The 26,200-nt window shown below is 63.8% G+C and carries 20 protein-coding genes, 2 tRNA genes and 4 pseudogenes; 7 read left to right on the top strand and 19 right to left on the bottom strand.

All coding sequences use genetic code 11. The features are described 5' to 3' along the window. Positions 1–21 precede the first annotated feature (21 nt). Positions 22–501, bottom strand: a complete 480-nt coding sequence (locus G5575_RS16955) for a DUF192 domain-containing protein (protein WP_328766449.1) — start codon at positions 499–501, stop codon at positions 22–24. A 24-nt stretch (positions 502–525) separates the two neighbouring features. Beyond that, the gene (locus G5575_RS16950) at positions 526–1,140 is read right to left on the bottom strand and encodes a cold-shock protein (RefSeq protein WP_207633219.1); all 615 of its coding nucleotides are present in this window, start codon (positions 1,138–1,140) and stop codon (positions 526–528) included. Positions 1,141–1,325: 185 nt separating this feature from the next. On the opposite strand from G5575_RS16950, the gene G5575_RS16945 reads away from it, so the two are divergent. The 4 genes from G5575_RS16945 to G5575_RS16930 all read left to right on the top strand — a co-directional run bounded on the left by G5575_RS16945 (position 1,326) and on the right by G5575_RS16930 (position 2,719). Then, positions 1,326–1,742 (top strand): VOC family protein, encoded by a 417-nt coding sequence (locus G5575_RS16945; RefSeq protein ID WP_164535343.1) that lies wholly within the window; start codon positions 1,326–1,328, stop codon positions 1,740–1,742. A gap of 198 nt (positions 1,743–1,940) precedes the next feature. Then, complete coding sequence (locus tag G5575_RS16940) at positions 1,941–2,417, top strand: YcbK family protein (protein WP_164535342.1); 477 nt, start codon at positions 1,941–1,943, stop codon at positions 2,415–2,417. Positions 2,418–2,520: 103 nt separating this feature from the next. Next, a tRNA-Glu gene (locus tag G5575_RS16935) sits at positions 2,521–2,595 on the top strand. Between the two features lie 49 nt (positions 2,596–2,644). Beyond that, positions 2,645–2,719 (top strand) — tRNA-Glu (locus G5575_RS16930). 89 nt (positions 2,720–2,808) lie between these two features. On the opposite strand, the gene G5575_RS16925 is transcribed toward G5575_RS16930, so the two are convergent. Next, positions 2,809–3,948: an MFS transporter gene (locus tag G5575_RS16925; RefSeq protein ID WP_164535341.1), complete on the bottom strand. Its 1,140-nt coding sequence runs from the start codon at positions 3,946–3,948 to the stop codon at positions 2,809–2,811. Positions 3,949–4,113: 165 nt separating this feature from the next. Here G5575_RS16925 and G5575_RS16920 point away from each other — a divergent pair, with 165 nt between their 5' ends. Both G5575_RS16920 and G5575_RS16915 read left to right on the top strand, forming a co-directional pair. Continuing rightward, a complete protein-coding gene (locus tag G5575_RS16920; RefSeq protein WP_164535340.1) occupies positions 4,114–4,626 on the top strand; it encodes a molybdopterin-dependent oxidoreductase in 513 nt (170 codons plus the stop codon). Beyond that, positions 4,623–5,984: a sensor histidine kinase gene (locus G5575_RS16915; protein WP_164535339.1), complete on the top strand. Its 1,362-nt coding sequence runs from the start codon at positions 4,623–4,625 to the stop codon at positions 5,982–5,984. The genes G5575_RS16920 and G5575_RS16915 overlap by 4 nt, the downstream gene beginning before the upstream one ends. On the opposite strand, the gene G5575_RS22520 is transcribed toward G5575_RS16915, so the two are convergent. The 15 genes and pseudogenes from G5575_RS22520 to G5575_RS16850 form a co-directional block, all read right to left on the bottom strand. Further along, positions 5,973–6,716, bottom strand: a complete 744-nt coding sequence (locus G5575_RS22520; protein WP_235936099.1) for a DinB/UmuC family translesion DNA polymerase — start codon at positions 6,714–6,716, stop codon at positions 5,973–5,975. The two genes, G5575_RS16915 and G5575_RS22520, sit on opposite strands and share 12 nt — an antisense overlap. Continuing rightward, entirely contained in the window at positions 6,655–7,221 is a 567-nt protein-coding gene (locus G5575_RS22515) for a Y-family DNA polymerase (protein WP_235936098.1), read from the bottom strand. Before G5575_RS22515 ends, G5575_RS22520 begins: the two co-directional genes overlap by 62 nt. A gap of 244 nt (positions 7,222–7,465) precedes the next feature. Next, positions 7,466–8,277 (bottom strand): annotated as a pseudogene (locus G5575_RS16905) (ABC transporter ATP-binding protein). Between the two features lie 15 nt (positions 8,278–8,292). Next, positions 8,293–8,487 carry an iron chelate uptake ABC transporter family permease subunit gene (locus G5575_RS21295; RefSeq protein ID WP_207633218.1) on the bottom strand — a complete coding sequence of 65 codons (195 nt, stop codon included), beginning with the start codon at positions 8,485–8,487 and terminating at the stop codon, positions 8,293–8,295. Beyond that, on the bottom strand, positions 8,445–9,344 hold the full coding sequence (locus G5575_RS16900; RefSeq protein ID WP_207633217.1) for a FecCD family ABC transporter permease: 900 nt from the start codon (positions 9,342–9,344) through the stop codon (positions 8,445–8,447). Before G5575_RS16900 ends, G5575_RS21295 begins: the two co-directional genes overlap by 43 nt. Further along, entirely contained in the window at positions 9,341–10,297 is a 957-nt protein-coding gene (locus G5575_RS16895; RefSeq protein WP_164535338.1) for a FecCD family ABC transporter permease, read from the bottom strand. Before G5575_RS16895 ends, G5575_RS16900 begins: the two co-directional genes overlap by 4 nt. A gap of 82 nt (positions 10,298–10,379) precedes the next feature. Then, on the bottom strand, positions 10,380–11,330 hold the full coding sequence (locus tag G5575_RS16890) for an ABC transporter substrate-binding protein (RefSeq protein ID WP_164535337.1): 951 nt from the start codon (positions 11,328–11,330) through the stop codon (positions 10,380–10,382). Positions 11,331–11,428: 98 nt separating this feature from the next. Beyond that, positions 11,429–12,712, bottom strand: coding sequence for an SAM-dependent methyltransferase (locus G5575_RS16885; protein WP_235936097.1), 1,284 nt, complete (start codon positions 12,710–12,712; stop codon positions 11,429–11,431). A gap of 143 nt (positions 12,713–12,855) precedes the next feature. After that, positions 12,856–14,645: pseudogene (recJ, locus tag G5575_RS16880) on the bottom strand (single-stranded-DNA-specific exonuclease RecJ). A 227-nt stretch (positions 14,646–14,872) separates the two neighbouring features. Then, a pseudogene (gene glpX, locus G5575_RS16875) lies at positions 14,873–15,792 on the bottom strand (class II fructose-bisphosphatase). A 99-nt stretch (positions 15,793–15,891) separates the two neighbouring features. Beyond that, entirely contained in the window at positions 15,892–17,232 is a 1,341-nt protein-coding gene (locus G5575_RS16870; RefSeq protein ID WP_235936114.1) for a homoserine dehydrogenase, read from the bottom strand. A gap of 242 nt (positions 17,233–17,474) precedes the next feature. Further along, a complete protein-coding gene (locus G5575_RS16865) occupies positions 17,475–18,455 on the bottom strand; it encodes an ABC transporter substrate-binding protein (RefSeq protein WP_164535335.1) in 981 nt (326 codons plus the stop codon). Continuing rightward, entirely contained in the window at positions 18,410–19,435 is a 1,026-nt protein-coding gene (locus G5575_RS16860) for an ABC transporter substrate-binding protein (RefSeq protein WP_164535334.1), read from the bottom strand. The genes G5575_RS16865 and G5575_RS16860 overlap by 46 nt, the downstream gene beginning before the upstream one ends. A 64-nt stretch (positions 19,436–19,499) precedes the next feature. Continuing rightward, positions 19,500–20,681 carry a 23S rRNA (uracil(747)-C(5))-methyltransferase RlmC gene (gene rlmC / locus G5575_RS16855; protein ID WP_207633216.1) on the bottom strand — a complete coding sequence of 394 codons (1,182 nt, stop codon included), beginning with the start codon at positions 20,679–20,681 and terminating at the stop codon, positions 19,500–19,502. Then, a complete protein-coding gene (locus G5575_RS16850) occupies positions 20,678–21,892 on the bottom strand; it encodes an LL-diaminopimelate aminotransferase (RefSeq protein WP_164535333.1) in 1,215 nt (404 codons plus the stop codon). Before G5575_RS16850 ends, rlmC begins: the two co-directional genes overlap by 4 nt. A 422-nt stretch (positions 21,893–22,314) precedes the next feature. On the opposite strand from G5575_RS16850, the gene G5575_RS16845 reads away from it, so the two are divergent. Then, entirely contained in the window at positions 22,315–23,604 is a 1,290-nt protein-coding gene (locus tag G5575_RS16845; protein WP_164535332.1) for a glycosyltransferase, read from the top strand. Between the two features lie 63 nt (positions 23,605–23,667). Here G5575_RS16845 and lon read toward each other — a convergent pair. Continuing rightward, positions 23,668–26,033, bottom strand: a pseudogene (gene lon / locus G5575_RS16840) (endopeptidase La). Positions 26,034–26,200 lie beyond the last annotated feature (167 nt).

The following is a 26,200-nucleotide window of genomic DNA, read 5'->3' as shown; positions in this document are numbered from 1 at the left end:
GTGGGACCGAGTCAGGGCGACCTACTGCGCTATTCTTTCGTGCTCCACCGTGTCGCCGGCTTCGATGCCGAGCTTGGTTGCGACGCCGCCGGGGATTTCCAGGACGTATTGGACCGGGCCATCGGAGGGGATGGAGGTGCGGTCGTGCGGGCGGGCGTTGCTGTGGATGTTGAGAACGGTACCGTCGGCCTCGATGAAGAGCATGTCGAGGGGGATATAGGTGTTCATCATCCAGAAGGAGACCGGGCGGCTCTCCTTGAAATCAAACAGCATGCCGGCGTCGTCGGCCAATTCCTGAACATACATCAGGCCCTTGGCACGGGTTTCGGGCGTATCGACGACCTCGACCTTGAAGCTGTGATCGCCGTTTTCCGAGTGGATGACTAGCGTGTCTTCGGCGCTGCAGGCGGCGAGCGGAAGGCTGATCAGAAGCGCTGCACCGGCAGCAACGAGGGTGCGCAGCGGGCGCGGTTTGGCTTGTTCGGCGATAACATCAAACACGAAATGTGACCTCTGACCCCTGCCCTAGTGCGACGACGGCGCGTCGCCCCAGCCTTCCGGCCGGATTTCGGCGACCATAAGGCCCTTGGGGCCCTCACCATAGCGCACCAGAACGAACTGGCCCGGACGCAATTCCGTGATGCCGAAACGGCGGAGCGTTTCCATATGGACGAAGATGTCGGGAGTTCCCTCCCCGGCCGACAGGAAGCCGAAGCCGCGAATGCGGTTGAACCATTTGACCTCGAGCCGAACCATGCCCGAGCTCGGCTCGACCACGACATGGGTGCGCGGGGCGGGCATCTGCGAGGGATGGCGGGCGGTCGAATCGTCCATCGAGACGATGCGGAAGGCTTGAAGTCCGCCGGGGCGGTTCAGCGCCTCGACGACGATGCGGGCGCCTTCATAGGCAGTCTGGTAGCCATCGCGGCGAAGGCAGGTGACGTGAAGAAGGACATCGGCCATGCCGTTGTCAGGGACGATGAAGCCAAAACCCTTGCCGGCATCGAACCATTTGATGGTGCCGGTCACTTCAATAGTGTCGGGCTCGGCGTGGCCCTCCGGGGAGTCGGCCGGACGGATCGAACCGGTTTCAGACAGGTCGGCGGGCATTTCGCCCTCGCCACTGACCTTGGCCCCCATGACTTTACGCCTTTTCACTCGCCCGCCGCGCGCGGGGTACGCCACACAAGATCAAATCAGTCTGTCCGATTCAGGCTCAAAAGTTAAGAAGATCTTGCGATTTTATCCAACGCGGCCTTGCGCGTCATTGCGGCGCCCCGATTGGCCTGTTAGCCGGAGGCCAGAACAACTGCCGGAGAAGCCAAATGAAGTATCTGCACACGATGGTGCGCGTCAGCAATGTCGAGGAAAGCCTGCGGTTTTATTGCGCGGGGCTGGGGCTCGAAGAGGTGCGCCGCACCGAAAACGAAAAGGGCCGCTTCACCCTGATTTTCCTTGCGGCACCGGGCGATACAGGCGGCGAAGTGGAGCTGACCTATAACTGGGATCCGGAAGAATATACTGGCGGGCGCAATTTCGGGCATCTCGCCTACCGGACCAAGGACATTTACGCGCTTTGCCAGCATCTGCAGGACATGGGCGTAGTCATCAACCGGCCGCCGCGCGACGGGCATATGGCTTTCGTGCGCTCGCCGGACGGGATTTCGATCGAGCTGATCCAGGAAGGGCATATGGATCCGCAGGAGCCATGGAAGTCGATGGCGAATACTGGGGTTTGGTGATCGTAGAGGACCCCCACCCGGCCTCCCCCTTTAGGAGGGGGGAGGAGCTGCTTCTGAGTCGGTGGGACCAACTCAGGATTAACCGGGCGCTAACCCTCCCTCTTAGCTGGGGGTTAGCGAAACCGATCGTATTTTAGCGACTGTTCCCCATGACCCATTGCTTGTTGCCGAACGGCGACAGTGCTCGGGAGAGTCGCGATGTTTCGTCCCCTCCGCAGCCTTGCTGCCGTTCTTGCCACCGCACTAATGCTGGCCGGTTGCGTACCGATGGCGATGTTCGCCAGCGGCAGCGGCTCGGGCTATTCCGGCATGCGGCAGGACTGGGGGACCTATGTGAGCTCCAAAGAGGTCAACGCTTTCTGCATCTCGCCCAAGCTGCGCTTCGTGATCTGGGAGTTCGAGGGCAAGTTCGGCAAGAAGGTGGTGATGAATTCGGGCTATCGCGATGGGCAGCACAATGCGGCGGCCGGCGGCGCGGACAATTCCTACCACACCAAGTGCATGGCGGCGGATTTCTACATTCCCGGCGTACCCAAGGAGCAGTTGATCGCCTTCGCAATGAGCCTCGACAGCGTTGGCGGTCTCGGCTGCTATCCGGGTCGCAGCTTCATTCATGTGGATATTCGCGACCGTCCACGCGGCTATCGCCGGCCCGTCACCTTCTCGGGCTGTTGAAAACTTCCTTCTTTTCGGGGGCCAGAAAAAATCCTCACAGGATCAATGCGAAATGGGGTTGCGCAAACAAATCGCCCCCTTATACGACGGCCATCGCGCTGATGCGCCCTTCGTCTATCGGTTAGGACGGCACCCTTTCACGGTGCAGAGAGGGGTTCGATTCCCCTAGGGCGTACCACCCTCCCCTTGCGTGTGCGAGGCGGAGACGGTACAAAGGCGGCGGTTACGCGCCCTTCGTCTATCGGTCAGGACGGCACCCTCTCACGGTGCAGAGAGGGGTTCGATTCCCCTAGGGCGTACCACTTTCCTCCCTGTTATTTATGGTTTGACCGCGGTTTGTGCGCGGTTTGAGTTCGTCGTTCACGCGAAGGCGGTCGATAGTGCGGGCCTTTCATTTGGCCGGGTTCTTGGCGAGCGCGGGCGTGACCAGCAGGGCTGCGAGCAGCACTGGAACGATGACCCAATAAGAAAAGCGGATGCCGATGTGTTCGGCGATGAAGCCGAGAAGCGGCGGGCCGGCGAAGAAAACGACGAAGGTCGTCTGGCTCAGCGCGGCAACGTTTACGGCTGCAGGACGATCGGTGCGGCGCGCGGCGGCGGAGATGGCCAGCGGGTAGACTGAGGAGCAACCGATGCCGGCGAGGGTGAAGCCGAGCAGCGCGAGAATCGGGCTTGGTGCGGTTGCAACCATGACCAGGCCGGCGATGGCCATGGAAAGGAGCACGGTGGCAACGGGACGCGGGCCGAAGCGGTCGACGACCGGGTCCATGCCGAGGCGGCCTACTGCGATGGCGAGAGAAAAAAGCGTGACGCTGAGACCGCCGATCAGCGGCTGAACATCGAAGGCATCGCGCATGTAGATGGCCGACCAATCGACGCCTGCGCCCTCGACCCAGAGCGGGGCGGCGCCGAGGAGGCACGGCGGTAGCATGCCGATTGTGGGAAAGGCGAAAGGTGGCTGTTCGCCCTCGACGCCATTATTGCGTTTCGGTGCGGTGCGCATGGGCAAGAAGACGATCGTGCCCGAGACGACCACCACGGCAAGGACAGCGGCCATGTGGAGCTCGACGGATATGCCGGCCTGGCGGAGCACGGCAGCGACCAGGGCGGTGACGAAGAAGCCCAGGCTCCACATGCCGTGGACGCGACTCATGATGCGGCGGCCGAGCAGTGCCTCGTGCCGGTCGGCTTCGACATTGGCATTGATCTCGAGTGCCCCGGCCAGGACGCCCGCGATGAACATGAGCGGCGCAGCGAAGGGAGCCGAGGGCATCCAGGGCACCAGAGCGTAAAGCAGCGACGCGGCGAAGATGGTGACGAAGGCCGTGGTGCGGGCGCCGAAGCGCTCGACGGTGCGGCCCAGGAAAGTGAGGCCGACAAGGACGCCGCAGGACATGGTGATGAGGAGAAGACCCACCTGCCCTTCCGTCAGGGCAAATTCAGTTTGCAGATCTGGCAATCGCGACAGTAGCGCGCCCATGGCCAAAGCAAAGACGAATTGCAGAAAATAGACGCGCTGGTGCGGCAACATGGGTGGGCTCTGTGCTGATGGCAAAAGTGTTTAGCACCAAAACTTCAGAGATCGATTCACTTCCCGAGCATTGGGGCGTGCCGCCAGATGCAAATTTTTGATGCACGCTGTTCAGGGTCGAAGTAGATAAAGACCGACACTCAACAATAGTCACGGGGACTGGCTATGTCGGCACTTGCGCGCGGCGCCTTGGTTGTTTCTGCACTGCTGTTTTCGTTTTCACCGATTTGGGCGCAGGAGGCTTTGCCGGCGCCTACCGGTCCTGTGATCCTGGCCGTTACCGGTGCGGTCGCGGTCAGCAATAGCGATGGCGGCGCGGCCTTCGATCGCGAGATGCTGGAAGGGCTTGGCGTGGTCGAAATCAAGACGACGACGCCCTGGACCGATGGCGTGCAGACCTTCGAAGGCGTGCTTGGCCGCACGGTGCTGGAGCGCGTCGGGGCGACGGGGGAAAGCGTTTTTGCTTCCGCGCTCAACGACTATACGGTTGAAGTGCCGATGAGCGATTTCCAGAACTATGACGTCTTGCTGGCGACCAAGGTCAATGGCGAGGAAATGCAGGTCAGCGACAAGGGTCCGATCTGGATCATCTATCCGCGCGACGATGAACCGGCCTTGCAGGACCGGCGCCTCCATGACCGCTGGGTGTGGCAGCTCAAGGCGCTCGACGTGAAATGACCGCGCGGCCCTGGCGCTCGCGGCCCTTCCTGGTCGCGGCGCTTGCCCTGACGATGTTGTTTGTTTTGCTGCTGACCGCGGTGACGCGGCTGGCGCTCAACGAAAGCCGCCTGCGCGGCGAACCCGCCGAGGGCGTGATCTGGTTTTCGAGCCAGGGCCAGTATGAGGCCATGCGGCTTGCCGATACGGCGCTGCTGTTCGAGGCTGGACGCGTGGCGCGGGACGAATTGCAGTTGCGGTTCGATCTGCTCGACAGCCGCATCAAGCTTTTCGAAGAAGGGCAGATGACGGCGCGTGTCGCGGCCATGGGCTATGACGACGAAATTGCCAACCTGCGTCCCCTTCTCGAAGCGGAGCGGCCGATCCTCGCAAACCTTACGCCCGCGGACACGGACGGTGTCCTTGCCTTGCACGAAATGGCGCGGTCCATCGCCTCAACCATGCGCGACTTTGCCAATGCCGGCATGCTGGACGGGCGGGATCGGCAGGAAGCGGTGCGCGCCGGACGGCAGCAGATCCTGTTCGAAATCCTGGGCTTTCTCCTGGCAACGCTGGTAGCGGTCGTGGTTGTCGCCATTTTGCTGGTGCGCGGCCTGCGAACGGCCATGCGCGCCGAGGCAGCGCTGGCGCATGAGCGGGAAGTCTCGCGCCTCCACCGCGCTTTCACCTCAGTGGTGTCGCACCAGTTCCGGACGCCGCTATCGATCATCGATTCGAGCGCGCAGCGCATGTTGCGGCGCGGCATGGAGATGACACCGGACGAGTTGAGAACGCGGATCGGCAAGATCCGCAATGCCTGTTTGCGGCTGACGCGGCTGATGGAATCAACGCTCAACGCGGCGCGGCTTGAACAGGGCGAGATCAGCTTCCAGGCCCGGCCATGCAATCTTCCGGCGCTGGTCGCAAACGTCGTCGACAACCAGCCGGACGAGGATCAGCGGCGGATCGAGCTCGATATCGGCAATTTGCCCAAGCTCGTTCAGGCGGACACGACGCTGCTTGAGCAAGCGGTGCAAAACCTTGTTTCCAATGCGCTCAAATATTCCCCGGGTGACGCGCCTGTGGAGGTGCGCGGCGAGCGGCAGGGCGGCGATGTGCTGATCAGCGTCGAAGATCGGGGCGTCGGCATTCCGAGCGACGAGATCGGCTTCGTCACCGAGCGATTTTTCAGGGCGCGGACGGCCGAGGGGCTGCCGGGCACCGGGATCGGGCTCAATTTCGTGTCGCAGATCATGGCGCTGCATGGCGGCAAGGTCGAGGTGCGGAGCGCCGAAGGGGTCGGCTCGACCTTTACGCTGCGATTTCCGCTGCGTGTGGTGGAGCCGGCGGCACTCACGGCAATGGATTCAGTGGCCTAGGTCTTTTTCTGCAAGTTCGCGGAAGGCGTCGGGGACGGACTTCCGTTTTTCAAGCTGGGTCACGGCATAGCCGATGCTGTCGCGCCCGAAGCGGGTACGCGCCTTGTCCATGGCGCGATCGGCTGACCAGCGGGCAGCGCCCTGCCGGGCACCGGGGCGGCGTTTTTCGTCCGGCAGGCCGAGCGGCAGTTCGAGCTGGATGTGGGGCTGGTCGTCGATATGCGAGACGGACACGGCCAAAAGCGAGATGAAGCGTTCGCGTGGGTGATCGGCGAGCGCGGCGCGCACCAGTTCTTCGGCGATCTCGGCGACCATGACAGTGGCGGAAATCGGCGCATCGAGGGTCATGGAGCGGGTGACGGCGCGCATGTCCGCAAAGCGGACGCGGATGGTGATGGTGCGGCCCGCCAGGGCCTTGGCGCGAAGGCGCGAGGTGACGCGATCGGCGAGATGCCGCAGCGTCGGCTTGATCGTGGCTTCGGTAGCCGGTTTATGGCCAAGCGCGGACTGGGCGCCGGCAGAGCGGGCGCGCTTGTGGGTCACGATCTTGCGGCTGTCGCGATTGCTGGCAAGATCGGCGAGCTTGTCGCCGACGGCGTCGCCCAGAAGGCCTCGCAGCGAGCGGCCAGGGGTGGCGGCAAGCTGGCCGATGGTTTCGATCCCCTCTTCCTTAAGCTTGCGTTCGGTGACCGGACCGACGCCCCACATGAGCCCGACCGGCAGGTCGCGCAAAAAAATCCATTTCCGTGCCGGGCGCGACATGAACGAGGCCGTCGGGCTTGGCGACCTGGGAGGCGATCTTGGCGAGTTGCTTGGTGCCGGCGACGCCGACGGAGATAGGGAGGCCGAGCTCTTCGCGGACGCGGCGGCGGATGGTAGCGGCGATGGCTTCGGGCGAGCCGAAAAGATGGGTGCAGCCAGCGACGTCGGCAAAGGCCTCGTCGATGGAAATGCGCTCGACGGCGGGGGTAAAGTCGTGGAGGACGGCGATGGCGGCGTCGCCGAGGCGCTGGTATTCGGCAAAATTGCCGCCGGTGAAGATAATTTGCGGGCAGAGTTCGCGCGCCTTGCGGCCGGACATGCCACCATGCACGCCAAAGGCCTTGGCTTCGTAGGAAGCGGCGAGGACGACGCCGCCGCCGACAGCAATGGGTTTGCCGCGCAGGTCCGGGTTCAGCAATTGCTCGACGGATGCGTAGAAGGCGTCGAGGTCGGCGTGAAGGATGGTTGCGGGCATGGTGTCCTCGCGAATGTGTTCTCTATTTGTTCTTTTCTGTTCTCTAGAGTCAATGATAGCTTTGTAGCGAGCTGTGGATTGGCCCATGCGCCTCCCTCCCCTTGAGGGGGAGGGAATGAGGGTGGGGTCGCGGGAGTGGAGTGCTGGGCTCCACCCCACCCAGCTGCGCTAAGCCTAGCGGCTAAGCTGCGCTACCCTCCCCCTCTAGGGGAGGGATGGAATGGAGCCGAGACATTCGCGCAAATTAGGCCAGCTGCTTTTCCACATGGTGGCGGCCGATGGGGACGATCATGGGGGTGTTGGAGATCGGATCGACGACGACGCGGGAGGTCATGCCGAAGACGGATTTTACGACAGCTTCGGTGACGACGTTGACGGGGCGGCCTTCGGCGACGATCTGGCCGGATTTCATGGCGACGATGTGGTCGGCATAGCGGCAGGCGAGGTTGAGGTCGTGGAGGACGACGACGATGGTGCGGCCGCGTTCCTTGACGAGATCGGTGAGGAGATCGAGGACTTCGACCTGGTGGTTGATGTCGAGGAAGGTGGTGGGTTCGTCGAGCAGCAGGAGGTCGGTTTGCTGGGCGAGCGCCATGGCGATCCAGACGCGCTGGCGCTGGCCGCCGGAGAGTTCGTCGACGGGGCGATCGGCGAGATCGGCGGTGTCGGTGGCGGCGAGGGCTTCAGCGACGGCCTGGTCGTCCTCGGGGTCCAGCGGCGAAACCAGCCCTGATGCGGGTAGCGGCCGCGGCCGACGAGATCGGTGACGGTGATGGCGTCCGGCGCGATGGGCGATTGCGGCAGGACGCCTAAAATAGTCGCGACATCGCGTGTGCGCATCTGGTGGATGGGCTTGCCATCGAGGTAGACGGCGCCGCGGCTGGGCGTCAGCAGGCGCGCGAGGCCGCGGAGGAGCGTGGACTTGCCGCAGGCATTGGCGCCGACGATGACGGTGAGCTTGCCGGCGGGCACGGAGAGATCGAGCGCGGAAACGATCTGGCGGTCGCCATAGCCGAGGTCGAGGCCGGCGGCCATGAGAGAATGATTGGCGGACATGGATTTACGCTCCGATCAGTTTACGCGGCCAGACCGGCCGGAGGTTATGAGCAGCCATAGCAGGAAGATGGCGCCACAGGCACCGGTGACGACGCCCACCGGCAACTGGGTCGTGGGCAGAAGGTGCTGGGCGATGATGTCGGACACCAGCATGACGAGGGCGCCGATCAGCGCGGCATGGAGGAAGCCGCGCCCTGCCCCCTTGAGCAAGGCGCGCGCCAGGGGCCGGCGACGAAGGCGACAAAACCAACGGGGCCGACAGCGGCGGTGGCGAAGGCGGCGAAGGCGACGGCGACGAGCATGAGGCCGAGACGTGCCGGTTCGACCGGGGCGCCGAGAGCGCGGGCGGTGTCGTCGCCCAGCTCCATCGGGTCAAGGCTGCGGAGGAGCGCAATCAGCGCCGGGATCAGCACGGCCATGGCGGCGGCGAGGACGAGGAGATCGGCATAGCGGGCGGCGTTGAGGGAGCCGACGAGCCAGGACATTGCCTGCTGGACTTCGTTGATGCGGGCGCGGGTGAAAATATAGGAGATGGCGGCGATCAGGACCGCGTCGGTGCCGATGCCGATCAGGACGACACGGTAGGGCGTTACGCCGTTGCGCCAGGCGAGGAAGTAGATGGCGAGCGCGGTGAGGACGGCACCGGCGAAGGCGCCCAGCGATACGGCAAGACCGGTCCAGCCGAGGATGATGATGACGAAGACGGCGGCAGCGCTGGCGCCGCGCGAGATGCCGATAATGTCGGGGCTTGCCAATGGGTTACGCAGAAGTGTTTGAAAAATGATTCCGCTGAGGCCGAAGGCGGCACCGGAGGCGATGGCGAGGAGCGCGCGCGGCAGACGGACCTGAAGGACGATGAAATCGACCGAGCGATTGGCGAGGCCGGTGAGCGGGGAAAAGAGCGACTGAATGATGCCGGAGATCGGGATCGGGAAGTCACCAAGATACATGGAAAGCGCGAAGGCGGCGGCCAAGGCGGTGGCTAGTGCCCAGGCGAGACGGTGGCGGCGGACGGCCGAGTGGGTGCGCGCGGCGATGATGCCGGTGGTGTCGATGGCAGCGTTCATAGCGCGGCCAGCTTTTTGCGGCGCACCAGGGCGATGAAGAAGGGCGCGCCGATCAGGGCGGTGACGATGCCGACTTGCACCTCGCCAGGCGGGGAGATGACGCGGCCCAAGACGTCGGCGCCAAGCAGGAGGATGGGCGCGAGGAGCATGGAGTATAGCAGGATCCAGCGGTAGCCGGGGCCGGTGATGGCGCGGGCAACGTGGGGCACGGTGAGGCCGACAAAGGCAATGGGGCCGGCTGCCGCGGTGCTGGCGCCGGCGAGGATGACGGCAGCAAGGCCGGAGAGCGCGCGGGAGAGGCCGATGCGCTGGCCAAGGGCACGGGCAACGTCATCGCCCATGGAAAGACCATCAAGAAGGCGCGCGACGGCAAGGGCGAGGACTGCACCGATGAGGAGGAATGGCGTGACCTGAAGGAGGATGTCCATGCTGCGGCCCGAAAGCGAGCCGACTTGCCAGAAGCGGATCTCGTCGAGGGTGCGCTGGCTGGTGAGGAGGATGGCGTTGATGATCGAGAACATGACGGCGCTAAGGGCTGCGCCGGCCAAAGCGAGCTTCACCGGCGTCGCGCCTTCGCGCCCCAGCGAGGCCACGGAGTAGACGACCAGCATGGCGGCCCCTGCCCCGATGAAGGCCAGCCAGACATAGCTCGAGAGCTGGGTCATGCCGAAAAAGGCGACGCCGAGCACGACGGCGAGCGAGGCACCGGCATGGATGCCGAGGATGGAGGGATCGGCCAAAGGATTGCGCGTGGCGCCCTGGAGCACGGCGCCGGCGAGGCCGAGGGCGGCACCAACCAAAAGGCCGATCACGGTGCGCGGCAGGCGCAGGTCCCAGATGATGCGGTGCTCCGTGGCGGTGGCATCATAGGCCGTTAGCGCGTGCCAAACCGTTTCGAGTGGGATGGGACGGGCGCCGACGGCGAGGGAGAGCGCGGCGATGGCCATGAGCATCAGTGCGAGCAAAAGCAGCCCGAGCGTGAGCTGCGCTGCTTTTTGTGCGCGCGGGGGCGCCGATGCCGTTAGCGTGGTCAAATCAGGGAGCGACGCTGGGGTCGGCAGCTTCAACGGCAGCGGTCAGCTTTTCGAGGGCGCCGGCAAAGGCGGCGCTGTTGCGAACCCAATAGGCGGGCCAATCGGCGACCTGTTCGGCGGCAGCACCCGGGTTAAGCGTCCAGGTCGGCTGTGCCAGTGCGGTTGTAAGCGTCGAGGCGGAGCGGTTGTCGACGAGGATCAGGTCGGCCGGATATTTATCGGCGTTTTCCCAGGAGAGGGTCTCGAAATAGTTGTTGCCGGTGGCGTCGACGCCTTCGGGAGAGATGAGGTTGAGACCCCAGGATTGAAGATCGAGGAGTTCGGCGGCGCCCTTGGGATCGGCGACATAGAGCGCGTCGTCACCGGCATAGACGGCAAGCGCGGTGAGGTCGGGCTTGGCGGCGACGGCGGCGCTGAAGGCGGTGCGGGCGGCTTCGAACTCTGCCTTGTCTGCGGCGATGGCAGGGTCGCTAAGATCGGCGCCGAGGCTTTCGGCCAGCGCTTCATAGTCTTCGATCATGCCGACGATCGAGTCGCTGGCGGCAACGCCGGTGACGGGGGCGATCTGCCCAATCAGGGCGGTGAGATCGGCGCCGCCGGACCAGGCTTCGTTGCGGTCCCACCATTCGCCGATGATAAGATCGGGCTCGAGGGCAGCGGCCTTTTCGATGTCGACCTCGGACCAGGCCTGGCCAATGATTTCGATACCGCTGAGATCGAGGCCTTCAAGGGCCTTGGCTTCGGCAACCGGGCTATCGGCGTAGATGCCGACCGGGCGGATGCCGAGGGGGATGAGACCCGCGGCGGCGTCCTGATGAGCGATGATGCGGACGGGAGCTGCGTCGAGCGTGACGGTCTCGCCATCGCCGCCCGTGTAGGTCCATTCCTGCGCGGTGGCGGAAATGGTCGTGGTGGCAAGAAGTGTGACGGCAAGAGCGGCAGCGTGGCGCATGATGGCATCCCCGAACGGTTTTGTCTTCCGTAGCGGGGGTAAGCTGAGTGGTCAAGTCAAGTTTGGGGCGGTGTGCGGGAGCAGGCACCCCCTCCCACCTACGCTAAGCTTCGGTGCCCTCCCCCTGAGGGGAGGGGTGGAAGGAGATCAGACCGGCCGGCGGTATTGGTAGATGCCGACGTCGATCGTGCCTTCGGTGAAGCCGGCTTCGCAGTAGCTGAGGTAGTAGACCCATTTGCGCTTGAAGCGTTCGTCGTAGCCGAGGGGGCGATCATGGGCCAGCGTTCGAGGAAGCGCTCGCGCCAGAGGCGGAGGGTCTTGGCGTAGGAGAGGCCGAAGTTTTCGACCTGTTCCAGTACGAGGCCATAGCGCTCGCCGAACTGCTGCATGACCTGCTTGGTCAGCAGCATGCCGCCGGGGAAGATGTAGCGCTGGATGAAGTCGGGGCCGGAGCGATAGCCTTCAAAATGCTCTTCGCGGATGGTGATGGCCTGGATGGCTGCGGTGCCGCCGGGCTTGAGACGATCATGCAGAGTCTGGAAGTAGCTGGGCCAATTGTCTTCGCCGACGGCCTCGATCATTTCGATAGAGCCGATATGGTCGAACTCGCCGGTCGTGTGGCGGTAGTCTTCGAAGACCAGGGTGGCGTGGCTGTCGAGCCCCTGACGCGCAATGCGGTCCTGGGCGTATTTGAGCTGTTCGGCGGAAAGGGTGATGCCGCGCAGATTGGCCCGGTAGTCGCGGGCAACGGTTTCGGCAAAGCCGCCCCAGCCGCAGCCGATTTCAAGGACTGTTGCGCCCTCGGTGATGCCGGCCATGTCGGCGACGCGACGGTATTTTGCGCGCTGCGCTTCCTCGAGGGTCTGGTCGCCCGAGGTAAAGATGGCCGAGGAATAGGTCATCGAAGGATCGAGCCACTGGCCATAGAAGTCATTGCCGAGGTCGTAGTGCTCGGCGATATTCTTCTTGGATCCTTCCAGCGTGTTGCCGCGCGACAGGTGATAGTGGAGATCGCCGGCTGCCTTTTTGAAGAAGCCCTTGTTGGCGTCGTCGAACATGGCGTGGTTCTGGAGGAAGAACCGGAAGACGGCGGTGAGGTCGTCGCTGTCGATATCGCCGTTCATGTAGGCGGCGGCAAAGCCGACCGTGCCGCGCCGCATGCCTTCAGCGATGACGCGAAAATTGTTGAGCTTGAGCGTCGCGTGGTTGCCGCTATTGGCCTGGCCGACGGTGCGGGTGCGCCCATTGGGGAAAATTACGGTCAGCGAGCCATTGCGTGGATGGCCGAGCAGCGACACGCCGACACGTTCGACGAGCCAGGAGCTAAGGTGGGTCCAGGCGGAGGCGCCGGTTTGGGATTGATCGACGGCAGATTTCGTCATTGGCCGCTCTGTCCAACACTCGCGAAAGGCGACGGACCGAACGCTGTCGCCGGGAGCGCCAAGAAGCCTTTGGCCAGTTGAGTCCAAACGGTGGCGCGGGCTCAATATTTAGCCCTTCGGAAGCCGGATGCAAGGGTGGTTGATCAGCGCGCCGGGCGGGCAATGTCCGTGAGGCGCAACTGCACCTGTTCGCGGCCCTGATAGTGATCGAGGGAGAGGCTGCCCGCGAAGTGGAGCGGTGTATCGGCGTCGCGCATCAGAGTGTCGCCGATCGGGGTGCCGGCGGCGCGGAAGGCAATGGCCTTGAGCTTGGCGCCATCGTCGGAGGTAAGTGAAAAGCTGACATGGCCGCCCTTGCCCACGACTTGCGGGAAGCGTGCACGGTGGGCAGGAAAGGCAAAGACCGGCGTGGGGTTGCCGGAGCCAAAGGGCCCTGCCCGTTCGATGCTGTGGAGGAGATCGAGCGTTGCCCCACGGGCGGACAGCGCGGCGTCAACCTTGAGGGCCGAGGCGGCGCGGGCGGCCTGGACGCTGGGGCCCAGCTTATCGGCCATGAAGGCGCGGAAGGGCCCGAGATCACCCGGGCGCAGGCTGACGCCAGCGGCCATGGCGTGACCACCGCCCTTTGGAAGGAGGCCGGTTTCAACGGCCTCAATCACGGCGCTGCCGAGGTCGACGCCGGGCATGGAGCGGCCGGAGCCGGTGCCCGTGCCGTCGGGATGAAGGGCAATGGCGAAGGTGGGACGGTCGACCGTTCGCGCAGGCGCGCGGCGACGAGACCCACAACGCCGGGGTGCCAGTCGGCAGAGGCAAGGACGAGAATGGGCGGACCTTCACCGGAGCCGATCTCTGCTTCGGCGGTGGCGCAAGCTTGCTCGACGGCCTCGACTTCGATGCGCTGGCGCTCGCCGTTGAGCTCCTCGAGCTTGGCGGCGATGACCATGGACTGATGCTCGTCATCGAGGGCGAGCAGACGGGTGCCGAGCCCGGCATCGCCGATGCGGCCACCGGCATTGATGCGCGGACCGATCAGGAAGCCCAGGTGATAGGGATTGAGCGGGCCGTTGATGCGAGCGGCTAGCCCCAAGGCAGAAAGGCCGGGCTTTTCGCCGCGGCGGGCGACTTCTAGGCCACGGATGACGAAAGCGCGGTTGAGGCCGGTGAGCGGGACGACGTCGCAGATGGTGGCGAGGGCGACGAGGTCGAGAAGTTTGAGCAGGTCCGGCAGGCCGGTATCGCCGCGATTGCGCAGTAAGCGGTTGGTGGCGACGAGAACCATGAAGGTGACGCCGGCGGCGCAGAGATAGCCGAGGCCGGAAATGTCGTCGGGACGATTGGGATTTACCAGCGCGGACGCGGGCGGCAGATCATGGTCGGAGAGGTGGTGGTCGATGACGAGGACATCGACGCCGCGGTTGCGGGCATGAGCGATGGGGCCGTCGCTGGTGGTGCCGCAATCGAGGGTGATGATGAGCGTGGCGCCGGCATCGATCAGCTTGTCCATGGCCGCGATATTGGGCCCGTAGCCTTCGAAGATGCGGTCAGGGATGTGGACTTGCGGCTCGATGCCGAAGGCGCGCAGGAAGCGGGTCATCAGGGCGCAGGAGCAGGCGCCGTCGACGTCGTAGTCACCGAAGAGGGCGATGGATTCGTGATCGGTGATGGCCTGCGCCAGGCGTTCGGCAAGGGCGTCCATGTCGGTCAGCGTGGACGGGTCCGGCATCAGGGCGCGGATGGTGGGCTCGAGATAGGTCTGGGCGTCATCGATGCCGACGCCGCGGGCGGCGATGACGCGGGCGAGAATGTCCGGAATGTCGGAGCGCTGGCCAATGGCGGTGGCGGCGCGGGCGGCTCCGGTATCGAGGCGATCGATCCAGGCGCGGCCGGTCACGGAGCTCGTGATGTCGAGGAAGGGACGTGGAGTCTCGGGCATGGAGGGCTTTGGTTGGGGACTACACGCATATAGGTGTTTGTGGGGAGATCGCACACCCCTCTTTCCTCTCCCGTTTACGGGAGAGGGGACCGCCGATAGGCGGTGGAGAGGGGGCAGCTTGAGTTGCGGCTTGTGAACAGTCCAACGCTTTGTGTTTGGGGCACCCCCTCCACCATGCTTTGCATGGTCCCCCTCCCCGCAGGCGGGAGAGGAAAGAAAGGGAGCGATCAGCGGGCGTGCCGTGCCCTGATCCACCGCGTGGTCTGGCTCCAGGAGCGCATGACGACGGTGCTGGTCTCTACCGAGCCACGGCGGAGTTTCACCCCTTCGACCAGGGAACCGTCGGTGACGCCGGTGGCGGAGAAGAGGACGTCGCCGGCGGCGAGTTCTTCGAGGGCGTAGATGCGGTTGGGGTCGGTGATGCCCATTTCGCGGGCGCGGTGGCGCTTGTCGGGTGTGTCGAGGATGAGCTTGCCCTGCATGTGCCCGCCGATGCAGCGGAGGGCGGCGGCGGCGAGGACGCCTTCGGGAGCGCCGCCGGAGCCGAGATAGATGTCGACGCCGGTATCCTCGGTGTTGACGGCGTGGATGACGCCCGCAATGTCGCCGTCGCTGAGGAGTTTGACCGAAACGCCGGCCGTGCGCAGTTCTTCGAGGAGGCCTGCATGGCGGGGCCGGTCGAGGACGATGGCGGTGATTTCGGAGATCGGCACGCCCTTGGCCCTAGCGAGGGCGCGGACGTTTTCGGTGGCCGACCACTCGATGTGGACCGTATCGGGCGCGTAGGCAGCGCCGATGGCGATCTTGTGCATGTAGACGTTGCGGGCGACGTTGAGCAGGCCGCCGCGCTCGGCCATGGCGAGGACGACGATGGAGTCGGGCTGATTCTTGGCACAGAGGTGACGCCTTCGAGCGGGTCGACGGCGATGTCGACCTCAGCCCCCTGCCCGGCGCCGACCGGCTGGCCGATGAAGAGGTTGTCGCATTCGAACTCTTCGCCCTCGCCGATGACGATGCGGCCCGAGATCGAGACGCGATCCAGCTCGTCCTTCATGGCGGCGACGGCGGCATCGTCAGCGGCTTTTTCATTGCCCTTGCCGCGCCATTCGGCGGCGGCGATGGCAGCGCGTTCGGTGACGCGAACCATTTCCAACGCCAGGGTACGGTGAAGGTTGGACGGATTTTTCCGTCCTCGACTTTGCTGAGCTTCATCATTTCCCCGGGGAGCCGCCCTCCCCGTTCGGGTTCAGAGCGTCTCGATACGAATAAGCTGCGGTTCGCCTACTATGAAGCCGTCCGCGGCGATTTCGCCAAGCGCCTCGCGCACCGATGATTCCAAAGTCTGCTGCGTGATCATCACCACGGTGCGGGTCGGCGAGCCATCGGCGGAAATGGCTTTGGCACTCAAGTCTGACCGCTGGATGACACTGTCGATCGAAATTGATTTTGCACCCATGCGCGAGGTGATGGCGGCGAGCGCGCCGGGGACGTCCTTGGCGGAAAGACGGATGTAGAAGCCGCCGGTATGGGCGCGGTCGGGCGCGTCGCGATAGGGTAGAAGCTCGTCGCTGGGGACGCCGAGCGGCGGCACGCGGGTGCCGCGGGCGATGTCGAGGATATCGGACAGGACCGAAGACGCGGTGGGCGGGCCACCGGCGCCGGGGCCGGCCAGCAGCAATTCGTGCACATGGTCGGTTTCGAGGGCGACGGCATTCATAACGCCGTCGACGCCGGCGACAGCCGAGCCCTTGGGTACGAAGGTTGGGTGAACGCGCTGCTCAATGCCGTCGCTGGTGCGCTCGGCAATGCCCAAAAGCTTGATCTTGTAGCCGAGTTCGGCGGCGACTTTGATGTCGTGCTGGGTGATGCGGGAAATGCCTTCGACGCGGATCTTGTCGGGGGCGATCTCGTAGCCGAAGCAGAGGGTGGCGAGGATCGAGAGCTTGTGGGCCGTGTCAAAACCTTCAACGTCAAAAGTCGGGTCGGCTTCGGCATAGCCCAGCGCCTGCGCGTCCTTGAGGCAATCGGCGAAAGTGATGCCTTCATTGCCCATGCGGGTCAGGATGTAGTTGCAGGTGCCGTTCATGATGCCGAAGACCTTGGCGATGCGGGCGGAGCCGAGGCCTTCGCGGAGGGTCTTGATGACAGGAATGCCACCGGCGACGGCGGCTTCGAAGCCGAGCTGCGCACCAGATTCTTCAGCCATGCGCGCGAGGGTCACGCCATGCTTGGCCAACAGGGCCTTGTTGGCGGTGACGACCGGGCGGCCGATTTCGAGAGCGGCTTTGACGGCGGCAAATGCAGGCCCATCTTCGCCGCCGATTAGTTCGACGAAAAGATCGATGCCGTCCCATTTGGCGAGGGCAACGGGGTCGTCGAACCAGGCAAGGCCGGAAATGTCGATGCCGCGGTCGCGGGAGCGCGAGCGGGCAGCGACGGCGACGACTTCAAGATTGCGGCCGAGCTTGCGGGTCAGTTCGGCGCCATCCTTTTGGAGGATGCGCACGAGCGTCGCGCCGACATTACCGAGGCCGGCGACGCCGATGCGGATGGGCGCCTGGCGGTCGGTTTCCCCGAATTCGGCCATGGCCTTCATGATGCGCGAACGAGTTTCGCTACGCGGTTCGCGGCCGTCACGCAGATCAAAGACGAAGAGCGGATCGCCGGCTACGATGCGGCCAAAACGGGTGGGAGTCCAACCGCGGGCAGAGATGAAGGATTCGACGGCTTGGCGGAAGGACTGGATATCACTCATGGTGGCGCCATCTGCATAGGAATTCGCCTAGGCGTCAATAGGAGTGGGGCGGCAGATGGCGCCGCCCCAAGGATTTATTCGGCTTTGGCTGCGGTGGCAGCGCGACCGACCTCGCCGACGACCTGCGGGAAGCCCCATCGCAGCGACATGGGCGTGATAGCGCCCGAGACGGCCATGGTCAGATCTTCGCCGAAGATAGTGGTGTAGGCGTTTTTGGCGACGAGCGGCGAGAGCCTGATGAGGTCGAGGCCGATGAAGTTATTCGCGGACTCCTTGTTGTCGTAGAAGCTCAGCAGCATGTCGGCCGGGATCTGGTCGAAGTTCTCATAGCTAAGCGTATAGGCGATGCCGGTGGGCACGAGCGCGCCGCCTTCGGGCGCCGGCGCGGGCACCATGCCGATATCGGCGAAAAGCTGGACGCGCGGGTCGCCTTCAATGCGCACCGCGACCTGGCCGTCGTTGCGGTTGACGATGTTGGCAAAGACAGTGCCTTCGATATCGGGATAGGCGGCGACCTGTTCGGCAAGGAAGCTTTCGGTATCAGCGATCAGCGCCGCGGCCTTTTCGCTTTCGCCCAGCGCCTGACCGGTCAGGGTCACGACATCCTGCCAGCGGATCAGCCACGGCTTTTCGGGATAGGCGACCACCGGCGCAATGGCGCTCAGAAGTTCGTATTCTTCGGCGGTGATGCCGGAATATGGGGCAATGATCACGTCAGGGGCGAGCGCCGCGATGGCTTCGAGCGGCGCTTCGGGCGTGTTGGGGAAGACGACCGGCATGTCGAGGCCGCCTTCGGTAATGGCCGCTTCGGTCCAGGGCAAGACGCCGTCTTCGCCGCCGCCATAGGCGAAGAAGGCCATGCCGACCGGGGTGACGCCAAGATCGAGAACGACGTCCTGCGTGGACCAGCCCCAGGTGACGACGCGCTCGGGCTTGGCCTCGATGGTGGTCTCGCCCAGCGCGTGCTGGATGGTGACCGGGAAAGCGTCCTGCGCAAGGGCCGGCGCGGTCAGGGCCGTGGCGGCCAGGGCAAGAAGAGAAAGACGACGCAGCATTTGGGTTTCCTTACTTGGTGACGGCGCGAGCGGCGATGCCCAGCACTTCGAGGTAGCGGGGCAGTCCCCAGCGGAGCGAAAGAATGCTGGGTGGAGACACCGCAGCGACATTTTCGGTGCCGACCAGCGCCGCAAGACCGCCCTTGACGATGGGGGATAGGTCTGGGCCTGCGGGGTGGCGAGCCAGGCGTCGAGCGCCGACTGCTCTTCGTGGTAGGTGATGAAGATATCGGCTTCGAGCTGGTCAAAAAGTTCGTAGCTGAGGGGATAGTAGAAGGCGTCATCCCCGGCGAGAGCGCCGCGACGCTTGGGTCCATGACCATGCCGAAATCGGTCAGGAACTTCATGCGGGCGTCGAGCGGCGCATAGACGGCCATGGCGCCATCAAAATCATTGGCGCTTGCAAACGTGACGTCCTTGAGCTCCGGATATTTGGCGAACTCGGCTTCCACCCAGGCATTGGTGTCGGCAAGCAGCGCCTCGGCTTCGGTCTTGCGGCCAAGCGCCTCGCCGATGGTGATCGTCAGGTCCTGCCAAGAGGTCGACCAGGGCGCGCCAATATAGGCGATGGTCGGCGCGATGCCGGAGAGCAGCGCATATTGGTCTTCGGTGATGCCGGAATAGGCGGCGATGATGATGTCGGGCTGGAGTGACGCGATCTGTTCGATCGGCGGCTCGGCCGAGGCTTCGAGGATGGTCGGGATCTCGGCCCCCATCTTTGCGAGGGCTTCCTCGACCCATTCGTGGATGCCATTGTCTCCACCGCCATAGGATTGGAAGGGCATGCCGACTGGCACTTCGCCCAGCGCGATGACGACGTCCTCATTGCTCCAGCCCCAGGTGACGATCCGTTGCGGCTTGGCGTCGATCGTGGTCTCGCCATAGGCGTGCTGGATGGTGACGGGGAAGTCTTGCGCGATGGCGGTGCCGGCAAAACCGAGGGCGAGCGCTGCGACGAGGACGAGATGGCGGATCGACATGGATCACCTCTTGCGTGGAATTGGTTCTCCATACGAAAGGTGATATTCGTTGTCATGTAATTTTTCAGGGCCGCGTCAGCAACACCATGACTTCGTAGTGGTCGGTCTGCGGGAACATGTCGAAAAGCCGGATGCGCTGGGGCACATAACTGGGCATGGCGGCGATGTCGCGGGCCAGCGTAGCGGCATTGCAGCTGGAATAGACAATGGTTTGAACGCCCGAGGCTTCGAGCGTGGCGCATAGCTGGGTGCCAAGGCCCCGGCGCGGCGGGTTGACGATGATGGCGTCAGGCGGCTCGGCTGCGTTAAGAGCCGTGGCGTCGCCGACGGCGAAGGTGACGTTGGTGAGCCCGGCATCGGCTGCGCTGAGGCGTGCCGAGTCGATGGCGGCGGCGCTTATTTCCACGCCATGGACTTGACGACCGGGCGCGGCAACGTGGAGGGCGAAGCCGCCGACGCCGCAATAGAGATCCCAGACGGAATACGCGCTGGTTTCGTCGATCCATTCGCGGGCCTGGGCGTAAAGCGCGGCGGCGATCTCGGTATTGGTTTGGAAGAAGCTGGCGGGGCGGAGGTGAAGCGTGTGGCTGCCGAGGCGCATGGCGAGGGTTTCGCCATGGAGCATGATCTCCTCGTCGCCTTCGAGGACGGCCTTGTGTTCGGGCAAGAGGTTGACGCTTACGACCGCGAGCTGCGGCAGCGCCGCAAGGAGGCTCGGCAGATGCTTGCGGATGCGGCCGAGCGGTTCTGTTGAGCGCAAAACGAAGCGCAGCATCAGGTCGCCGTCGGGGGAGAGGGTCAGCAGGACGTGCTTAAGCTCGCCGCGGCGGGTGGGCACGTCATATGGGGTGAGGCGCGCCAGGGTGATGAAGGTCTTGATCGGCGCAAAGGCGTCGTGCAGGTCTGGGGAGAGGATGCCGCAGCCGGTAAGATCGACGCCGTGTTGGGCTGCATCAAGAATGCCGAGGGTCGGGTTTTCCACAGTGTCGCCGACGACCATCTTGGCGCGATTGCGGAAGGCGGCGGGGCTGCTGAGCATTGGCGGCAGCCATTGCGCATCGGGCCAAGCCGCCAGCAATTGGCGCGAATGGTCCAGCTTGCCCTCGATCTGGGTGCCATAGGGCACGCCCATCAGCGTACAGGAGCGGCATTCGAAGCGGTCGAAATAGCCGCACTGCATGGCGCCGCTCAGGAGCGAGGGAGCCGGCTGCGCCGCCTCCCCCAGGATTATCGCGTTGTGGCTCAAGCGGTCAGCGGGACGACATTGCCCTGCCCGCCCTTGCCGCCGAGCAGCTTCTTAACGTTGCGGGCCGCCTGGCGGATGCGCTGTTCGTTTTCGACAAAAGCGAGGCGGATATATTGATCGCCATACTCGCCGAAGCCGACGCCGGGTGCGACGCCGACGCCGGTTTCCTGGATCAGGAGCTTGGCGAATTCGAGCGATCCCATATGGGCAAACTGGGCCGGGATCGGCGCCCAGGCGAACATGGTGGCCTTGGGCACGGGAATGTCCCAACCGGAACGGGCGAAGCTATCGACCAGCACGTCGCGGCGGTTCTTGTAGACCTTGCGGACTTCCGAGATGACGTCATCGGAGCCGTTGAGGGCAGCGACGGCTGCGACCTGGATGGGGGTGAAGGCGCCGTAATCCAGGTAGGATTTGACGCGGGCGAGCGCAGCGATCAGGCGCTCGTTGCCGACAGCGAAGCCGACGCGCCAGCCAGGCATGGAATAGGTCTTTGACATCGAGGTGAATTCGACTGAAATGTCGATGGCGCCGGGCACCTGCAGCACCGATGGCGGCGGGGCGTCTTCATCGAAATAGATCTCGGAATAGGCGAGATCGGAGAGGATGAAGATGTCGTTGGCGCGGCAGTATTTGACGACTTCGGTGTAGAAATCGAGATCGGCCGTGTAGGCGGTCGGGTTGGCCGGGTAGTTCAGCACCAGCGCGATCGGCTTGGGGATCGAGTGGCGCACGGCGCGATCGAGCGAGCGCATGAAGTCTTCATTCGGATCGGCCGGCATGGAGCGGACGACGCCGCCGCTCATGATGAAGCCGAATGAATGAATGGGATAGGTCGGGTTCGGCACCAGCACCACGTCGCCGGGGGCGGTGATAGCCGAGGCCATGTTGGCGAATCCCTCCTTGGATCCAAGGGTCGCGACAACCTGGGTATCGGGATTGAGCTTCACGCCAAAGCGGCGGCCATAATAGCTGGCCTGGGCCTTGCGGAGGCCAGGAATGCCGCGGGACGTCGAATAGCGGTGGGTGCGCGGATCCTTCACCGTTTCCTGCAGCTTGGCCACGATGTGATCGGGCGTCGGCATGTCCGGATTGCCCATGCCGAGATCGATGATGTCGACGCCATCGGCGCGCGCCTTGGCCTTGAGCGGATCGATATGGGCAAAGACGTATGGGGGAAGACGGCGGATGCGATGGAAAACTTCGCTCATGTGATTCCTCGGTGGTCCAGCTGGGGACCAGACTAGCCGCGACGCGCTCTGGCGCTGCCTCATATGGAGGGCCGATTATCGCGGAATTATGGTTTTGAACGGGTTAAGCGCCCGGTATAGCTGGGCGGATCAGCATTTTCGGCTCCTCCCGGCCACCTGGTGGCCATGCGGGAAGAGCTATCGGGCGTTTGCCGCTGCGGCAGCCGCAGGGGCTGCCACCAATGCGCCGGCGAGCAATGCTCCAACCAATGCGACGGTGAACGGAGACGCCATGTCTCTTGCCCTTAAGAAATGCTTTCTGGTACCACGTCCAAACGCGGCTGGAGCTTTATAGGGGTGTTCGCGCGCCCTTGTAAATGGCGACCGAGCCTTACATGTATCGGCGATGCCGGCTGAGCCGCAGAGTGTTTCCAGGTGGGTGGATGAGTAAGCGCATCGCTATCGCAACGATCGGCACCGCCGGCGATGTCAGGCCGTATCTGGCCCTCGCGATCGAGCTCAAGCAGCGTGGCTATGACGTGGTGCTGGGCACCAATTCGGACTTCGAAGGTCTCGTCACTGCGCATGGGATCGAGTTCCACAGCATGGGAACCAAGATCCAGGAATGGCTGCAAGAATCGCGTTTCGACAACGCGATCAGCAAGATGAAATTTCACCACTTTCCGCAATTGCTGCGCTCCGGTCAGGAGCTGGTGATGCGGGCGGCGGAAAATGCCTGGGACATGGCCCAGGGCGCCGATGCCATGGTGGTCAACATCAATACCAGCTTTGGCATCGACATCGCCGAGGCACTGAACATCCCAGTGATCATGACGGCGATGCAGCCGCTCAACCCGACGCGGGAATTTCCGGTGAGCGCTTATGAAATGCCGGACCTGGGGCCGACGTTCAACAAGCTCAGCTATATCGCCATGAACATCCAGCAGGCCTATTTCGACCTGCCGCGCGACAAGCTGCGCAAGGGCTTGATGGGGCTGAGCGCGCGCAAGCGCGGTGGGCTGTTCAAGGATAGCCTGGGCAACAACCTGCCGACGCTTTACAATTTTTCTTCCATCGTCTCCCCGCGCCCGCGTGACTGGCCGCAGACGGCGGTGGTCACCGGCTTCTGGTATCTCGACGATATTTCGGGCTGGACCCCATCCGCGGAGTTGCAGCAGTTTTTGGATGCGGGGCCAGCGCCGGTCTATATCGGTTTTGGTTCGATGCCGTTCGGGGCGGATCGCAATACGGAGATTCTGCGCGAGGCGCTGCGGCGCTGGGGCGGGCGGGCGATCGTGTCGCGAGGCTGGGGTGGCATCAACACAGATGAGCTGCCGGCCAACGTCTTTGCCGTGGACGAAGCGCCGCATGACAAGCTGTTTCAGCTGGTGTCCGCCGTCGTGCATCATGGCGGCGCGGGAACCACGGCTGCGGGGCTGCGCGCCGGCAAGCCGACCTTTACGGTGCCGCAGGCCTACGATCAGCGCTATTGGGGCCGGCGTGTGCGTGCACTCGGCTGTGGGCCGGCGCCGGTGCGGTTACGGTCGCTGACGGCGGACAAGCTGGCCGATGCGCTGACCGAACTCACCACCAATCCGGCGATGGCGGCCAATGCCAAGTCCGTGGGGAAGGCCCTCTCGGAAGAAACGGGGATCGAGACAGCCGTCGATTTCATCGAGGCGACCGTGGCTGCGGCACAGGCGGGGGCACGGCGGTTTCCCGTAGCGGGCTAGAAGATCGCTTTTTCGCACCGATGAGCAGAAACAAAAATGGCGGCCCGGAGGCCGCCATTTGCTTTAGTGGGTGACGCCGAGCGGGGCGTCGTCGACCGGATCCACCTTGGCGGGGACCGCCGGCTGGGCATCGTAATCCCATTCGATGGCCTCGGGCTTGCGCACCAGGGCGCGCTCGATGACCTGGTCCATGCGCGAGACTGGAACGATCTCCATGCCTTCCTTGACGATGTCCGGGATCTCGATGAGATCGCGCACATTTTCCTCAGGGATCAGCACGGTCTTGATGCCACCGCGAAGCGCGGCAAGCAGCTTTTCCTTGAGGCCGCCGATGGGCAGCACCCTGCCCCGCAGCGTGATTTCGCCGGTCATGGCGACATCGTTGCGGACCGGAATGCCGGTCATCACCGAGACGATCGCCGTCGCCAGGCCGATACCGGCCGACGGACCATCCTTGGGGGTGGCGCCTTCGGGCAGGTGGACGTGGATGTCACGCGTATCGAACAGCGGCGGCTTGATGCCGAAGTCGATCGAGCGGGACTTCACATAGGCCGTGGCGGCGGTCAGCGATTCCTTCATCACTTCCTTGATGTTGCCGGTGACCGACATGCGGCCCTTGCCCGGCGTCATCACGCCTTCGATGGTGAGGATTTCGCCACCGACCGAGGTCCAGGCGAGACCGGTCACGAGACCGACCTGGGCTTCGGCTTCGATCTCGCCATGCTTGAACACCTGCGGGCCGAGATATTCGGCGAGCTTTTCATCGGTGATCTCGATGGACTTGACCTTGGTCCGAACGATGTCGGTCACGGCCTTGCGCATCAGCTTGGAGATTTCACGCTTGAGATTGCGGACGCCGGCTTCGCGGGTATAGCCACGAACGACCTTCATCAGCATCTCGTCGCTGAGCACGAATTCGCCGTGGGCCACGCCATTTTCACGAGCGGCTTCGGGGATCAGGTGCTGCTTGGCGATCGCGTGCTTTTCTTCCTCGGTGTAACCCGAGAGACGAATGATCTCCATGCGGTCCATCAGCGGACCCGGAATGTTGAGCGTGTTCGAGGTGGTGACGAACATCACGTCGCTGAGGTCGAAATCGACCTCGAGGTAGTGATCGTTGAACGAGTTGTTCTGTTCCGGATCGAGCACTTCAAGCAAAGCCGACGAGGGATCGCCGCGGAAGTCCTGGCCCATCTTGTCAATCTCGTCGAGCAGGAAGAGCGGGTTGTTCTTGCCCACCTTCTTCAGCGACTGGATGATCTTGCCGGGCATGGAGCCGATATAGGTGCGGCGGTGGCCGCGGATTTCGGCTTCGTCGCGCACGCCGCCGAGGGCCATGCGGACGAATTCACGACCGGTGGCCTTAGCGATGGACTTGCCGAGCGAGGTCTTGCCGACACCCGGGGACCGACGAGGCAGAGGATCGGACCCTTGAGCGTGCCGGTACGGGCCTGCACGGCCAGGTATTCGAGAATGCGTTCCTTGACCTTTTCGAGACCGTAGTGGTCGGCATCGAGAACCTTTTCGGCCAGCAGCAGGTCGCGCTTGACCTTGCTCTTCTTGCCCCAGGGCAGCCCGAGCAGGGTATCAAGATAGTTGCGAACCACCGTTGCCTCGGCGGACATCGGGCTCATGGCCTTCAGCTTCTTGATCTCGCCGTCGGCCTTGGCACGCGCTTCCTTGGAAAGCTTGGTCTTGGCGATGCGCTCTTCGAGCTCGGTGATCTCGTTGGCACCGTCTTCGCCGTCGCCCAGTTCCTTCTGGATCGCCTTCATCTGCTCGTTGAGGTAGTACTCGCGCTGCGTCTTTTCCATCTGCCGCTTGACGCGGGAACGGATGCGCTTTTCGACCTGCAGGACGCCGATCTCGCCTTCCATGAGGCCAATGACCTTCTGGAGGCGCTCGATGACCGAGACGGTTTCGAGCAGCTCTTCCTTTTCGGGAATCTTGATGACGAGGTGGCTGGCAATGGTATCGGCCAGCTTGCTCGAATTTTCGATCTGTCCGACGGCAGCGACGACCTCGGCAGAGATCTTCTTGTTGAGCTTGACGTAATTCTCGAACTCGGAGGTGGCCGATCGGGCCAGCGCTTCGATTTCGGTGGCGTCTTCCGCAGGCTCGGGGAGGATGGAGGCTTCGGCCTCGAAATAGTCTTCGGTCTGCAGGTAATTATCGATGGTCGCACGATGCAGGCCCTCGACCAGCACCTTGACGGTGCCGTCCGGAAGCTTGAGCAGCTGCAAAACGGTGGCGATGGTGCCCGTGGGGTAGATCTGATCCGGGGCCGGATCATCATCCTGCGCGTTCTTCTGCGTCACGACGAGAATGTGCTTGTCGTCGCGCATGACCTCTTCCAGAGCCTTGACCGACTTTTCACGGCCAACGAACAGCGGCACGATCATGCCGGGGAAGACGACGATGTCGCGCAGGGGGAGAACCGGGTAGACCCGGTCCCGGCTGGTTTCGCCGGGGAAGTAGCTTCCGACATCACATTTCCTTTCCGGGGCGCGCCGGAGGAAGGAAGAAAGCGCGCCCGTATTACGATCGGCCAATCATGCGAGGCTGGTCGATTCCGGTTAATAAATAGGGTGCCCTA

It is taken from the genome of Devosia aurantiaca (assembly GCF_011058215.1).
GTDB classification, from domain to species: Bacteria; Pseudomonadota; Alphaproteobacteria; order Rhizobiales; family Devosiaceae; genus Devosia; species Devosia aurantiaca.
The sequence above is the reverse complement of the archived record's forward strand: the minus strand, read 5'-3'. Positions and strand labels throughout refer to the sequence as shown.

Bases quoted from the DNA above. Each gene is read 5' to 3' on its own strand.
- G5575_RS16950 (WP_207633219.1), bottom strand. From the start codon at position 1,140: ATGGGGGCCAAGGTCAGTGGCGAGGGCGAAATGCCCGCCGACCTGTCT.
- G5575_RS16945 (WP_164535343.1), top strand. From the start codon at position 1,326: ATGAAGTATCTGCACACGATGGTGCGCGTCAGCAATGTCGAGGAAAGC.
- G5575_RS16940 (WP_164535342.1), top strand. From the start codon at position 1,941: ATGTTTCGTCCCCTCCGCAGCCTTGCTGCCGTTCTTGCCACCGCACTA.
- G5575_RS16925 (WP_164535341.1), bottom strand. From the start codon at position 3,948: ATGTTGCCGCACCAGCGCGTCTATTTTCTGCAATTCGTCTTTGCTTTG.
- G5575_RS16920 (WP_164535340.1), top strand. From the start codon at position 4,114: ATGTCGGCACTTGCGCGCGGCGCCTTGGTTGTTTCTGCACTGCTGTTT.
- G5575_RS16915 (WP_164535339.1), top strand. From the start codon at position 4,623: ATGACCGCGCGGCCCTGGCGCTCGCGGCCCTTCCTGGTCGCGGCGCTT.
- G5575_RS22515 (WP_235936098.1), bottom strand. From the start codon at position 7,221: ATGCCCGCAACCATCCTTCACGCCGACCTCGACGCCTTCTACGCATCC.
- G5575_RS16900 (WP_207633217.1), bottom strand. From the start codon at position 9,344: ATGAACGCTGCCATCGACACCACCGGCATCATCGCCGCGCGCACCCAC.
- G5575_RS16895 (WP_164535338.1), bottom strand. From the start codon at position 10,297: ATGCTCATGGCCATCGCCGCGCTCTCCCTCGCCGTCGGCGCCCGTCCC.
- G5575_RS16890 (WP_164535337.1), bottom strand. From the start codon at position 11,330: ATGCGCCACGCTGCCGCTCTTGCCGTCACACTTCTTGCCACCACGACC.
- G5575_RS16885 (WP_235936097.1), bottom strand. From the start codon at position 12,712: ATGACGAAATCTGCCGTCGATCAATCCCAAACCGGCGCCTCCGCCTGG.
- G5575_RS16870 (WP_235936114.1), bottom strand. From the start codon at position 17,232: ATGGCCGAATTCGGGGAAACCGACCGCCAGGCGCCCATCCGCATCGGC.
- G5575_RS16865 (WP_164535335.1), bottom strand. From the start codon at position 18,455: ATGCTGCGTCGTCTTTCTCTTCTTGCCCTGGCCGCCACGGCCCTGACC.
- G5575_RS16860 (WP_164535334.1), bottom strand. From the start codon at position 19,435: ATGTCGATCCGCCATCTCGTCCTCGTCGCAGCGCTCGCCCTCGGTTTT.
- G5575_RS16850 (WP_164535333.1), bottom strand. From the start codon at position 21,892: ATGAGCGAAGTTTTCCATCGCATCCGCCGTCTTCCCCCATACGTCTTT.
- G5575_RS16845 (WP_164535332.1), top strand. From the start codon at position 22,315: ATGAGTAAGCGCATCGCTATCGCAACGATCGGCACCGCCGGCGATGTC.